Annotated in this window: 4 protein-coding genes; 3 read left to right on the top strand and 1 reads right to left on the bottom strand. The window is 67.7% G+C overall.

Features of this window, described 5'->3' with window-relative positions; all coding sequences use genetic code 11:
• The coding region (locus tag ESO86_RS19810) for a hypothetical protein (RefSeq protein WP_207207155.1) at positions 1-231 on the bottom strand (231 nt) is incomplete at its 3' end.
• Positions 232-562: 331 nt separating this feature from the next.
• Between ESO86_RS19810 and ESO86_RS14335 the strand changes: the two genes are divergently transcribed.
• The 3 genes from ESO86_RS14335 (at position 563) to ESO86_RS14325 (ending at position 2,945) form a co-directional block, all read left to right on the top strand.
• Complete coding sequence (locus ESO86_RS14335) at positions 563-1,255, top strand: phosphocholine cytidylyltransferase family protein (RefSeq protein ID WP_129235602.1); 693 nt, start codon at positions 563-565, stop codon at positions 1,253-1,255.
• A gap of 137 nt (positions 1,256-1,392) precedes the next feature.
• On the top strand, positions 1,393-2,205 hold the full coding sequence (locus ESO86_RS14330; protein WP_129235603.1) for an ABC transporter permease: 813 nt from the start codon (positions 1,393-1,395) through the stop codon (positions 2,203-2,205).
• Positions 2,205-2,945: an ABC transporter ATP-binding protein gene (locus ESO86_RS14325; RefSeq protein WP_129235601.1), complete on the top strand. Its 741-nt coding sequence runs from the start codon at positions 2,205-2,207 to the stop codon at positions 2,943-2,945. Before ESO86_RS14330 ends, ESO86_RS14325 begins: the two co-directional genes overlap by 1 nt.
• Positions 2,946-3,121: the final 176 nt, after the last annotated feature.

Raw genomic sequence — 3,121 nt, 5'->3', positions numbered from 1 at the left:
GGCGGCGGACGCCCGCTTGGCGGCGGTCGAACGCGTCGCGGCGGACTTGGCCGCGGTGGACTTCGACGACGACTTGGTCGCCGCCGACTTGGATGCCGCGGCCTTCGCGGCGCTCGAGCGCGCGGCGGCGGATTTGGACGCGGTGGTCCGGCCCGCGGACTTCCCGCCCGCGCGGGCGGATCCGTCACGCCCCTGTTCGGACGCGACGGATTCCCCCCGACGATCAGACACCCCCGTGCCCGTGCCTTCGGGAGTCTCGTCGTCAGGACCTGATCGCGAAACGGAAGTCACCACGACAACCTACCAACCCCCTCGACCGCAGCCGTGGACCTCTCACAGCGAATTCACGTCGGAGCGGGCGGAACCGTCCGATTGGGGCGTGTTCCCCCTCGTCGCATCACAATCGCACTACGGCTCGAGCGCAACCCCCAGCGGGGACTCCGGCCGTCCGGTATCCTGAGTCTCGGCATAACGGCGTGTCCAGAAGTGAACTTGCGGATGAATCCCCGGTGAACTCGAACCGAATCGAGTGCTCCGGCATCCGATCGACGAAGGAGATGTCATGACCACGCAGATCGTGATCCTCGCAGCCGGCATGGGGAGCCGGCTCGGGCGTTCCCTCCCCAAACCGCTCACCGAGCTCAGCGACGGACGCACGATCATGCGCCAGCAGTTCGACAACATCGAGCACGCGTTCGGCCGCAACGCCGTCGTGACGATCGTCGTCGGCTACAAGCTCGAGCACATCATCGAGGCGTTCCCGCAGGCGTCCTTCGTCTACAACGAGGAGTACGACCAGACGAACACCTCGAAGTCGCTCATGCGCGCGCTCCAGGCGTCGCAGCAGGGCGGCGTGCTGTGGATGAACGGCGACGTGGTCTTCGATCCGGCGATCCTCGACCGCGCGCTCGCCTTCATCGCCCGCGACCAGTCGTTCGTGACCGTCAACACCGCGAAGGTGTCCGACGAAGAGGTGAAGTACACGACGACGGCCGAGGGCTACATCAAGGAGCTCTCCAAGACCGTCAAGGGCGGTCTCGGCGAGGCGGTCGGCATCAACTACATCTCCGGCCGCGACAAGGCCACGTTCCTCGCGCACCTCCAGCGCGTCGGCGACCAGGACTACTTCGAGCGCGGCCTCGAGCTCGCGATCGAGAAGAACGGCCTGCTGGTCGAGCCCATGGACGTCTCCGACCTGTACGCGGTCGAGATCGACTTCGCCGAGGACCTGGAGCGCGCGAACCACTTCGTGTGACCTGCGCACCACCCACAGCGTGAGAAGCGGATGCCGGTCGCGGCATCCGCTTCTCGCATCTGCGGTCGTTGCGCGCCGCGACGCGGCCCCGCAGCCGGTTCGGAGGGTCGCCTCCGGGCATCTACGATGAGACCGTGATGAGCTACGCCGACTCGCATCCGTTCACGCGGACGCCATGGGACGGCTACCGGCATTCGCTGTGGCTGCTCACCACGCGCGACCTCAAGGTCCGGTACTCGACGTCGGCGCTCGGCTACCTCTGGTCGGTGCTCGACCCGCTCGTCATGGCGGGCATCTACTGGTTCGTCTTCACGCAGGTCTTCCAGCGACCGGTCGGCACCGAACCGTACATCGTCTTCCTGCTCGCGGGGCTGCTGCCCTGGATGTGGTTCAACGGCGCGGTCTCCGACTCGACCCGCGCGTTCCTGAAGGACGCCAAGCTCGTCCGATCCACGAAGCTGCCACGGACCATCTGGGTCAACCGGATCGTGCTCTCGAAGGGCATCGAGTTCCTGCTCTCGATCCCGGTGCTCCTGCTGTTCGTGCTGCTCGCCGCCTGGTTCGGCGAGGACATCCGCATCGGCTGGGAGGTGGTCCTGTTCCCGCTCGCCATCCTCCTGCAGGCGATGCTGACCGCCGGCCTCGGGCTCATCGTCGCGCCGCTCGTGGTCTTCTTCCGCGATCTCGAGCGCGCGACCAAGCTCATCCTGCGCTTCCTCTTCTACGCCTCGCCCATCGTCTACGGAACGAGCAACCTGCCCGAGTCGCTGCACTTCTGGGCCGCCTTCAATCCGCTCACCGGGATCTTCGGCCTGTACCGCTCCGCGATCTTCCCGGGCGAGCTCGACTGGTTCGCCGTCGGCGTCGCCGCCGCCATGTCGCTCGCGTTCCTCGGCCTCGGCCTCTGGGTGTTCCGGAGCTCAGAGCGCCAGGTGCTGAAGGAGATCTGATGCCAGAGACCGCCATCCGCGCGAACGACCTCGGCGTGCGGTTCCGGCGCAATCGCCGCGGTCGGAAGTCGTTCAAGGACCTCCTCTCCCGGCGGCGCCGCAGGATCCGGCCCGACGAGTTCTGGGCCCTCCGCAACGTGTCGATCGACGTGCGCCCGGGCGAGGCGATCGGCGTGGTCGGGCGCAACGGACAGGGCAAGTCGACCCTGCTGAAGCTCGTCGCCGGGGTCATGCTGCCCGACGAGGGAGCGGTGATCGTCGAAGGCGGCGTCGCGCCGCTCATCGAGATCACCGGCGGGTTCGTCGACGACCTGACCGTCCGCGACAACGTGTACCTCACGGCAGGCCTGCACGGCATGACACGTGCGCAGATCGACGACAAGTTCGACGAGATCATCGAGTTCGCCGAGATCGGCGACTTCCTCGACACGCCGTACAAGCACCTCTCGAGCGGCATGAAGGTGCGCATCGCGTTCGCGGTGATCTCGCAGCTCGAGGAGCCGATCCTGCTCGTCGACGAGGTGCTGGCGGTCGGCGACAAGGCGTTCCGCGAGAAGTGCTATCGCCGCATCGAGGAACTCCTCGAGGGCGGGCGCACGCTCTTCTTCGTCTCCCACAACGAGCGCGACCTGCGGCGGTTCTGCACGCGCGGCCTCTACCTCGACAAGGGCGCGCTCGTCCTCGACGCGGGGATCGACGAGGTGCTCGACCGCTACAACGCCGACTACGGCACGCGCTGACGCATCGTCAAGCCCCCGCCCCGAGGGGCGGGTTCCCGCGACGTTCCCATCCGCGCCGCCTAGGATCGTCGCCATGTCCGAACGCGTGCACCGGATCACGACACTGGGCCGCGGCGCGCCCGAGGAGGGTCCGCCGGCCGGGCCCGGCATGCCGGGCGACCCCGGCGCGCCGGGCG

It is taken from the genome of Agromyces binzhouensis, assembly GCF_004135055.1.
Classification (GTDB): domain Bacteria; phylum Actinomycetota; class Actinomycetes; order Actinomycetales; family Microbacteriaceae; genus Agromyces; species Agromyces binzhouensis.
Note: the sequence above shows the minus strand (reverse complement) of the source record. Positions and strands in the feature narration are given on the sequence as shown.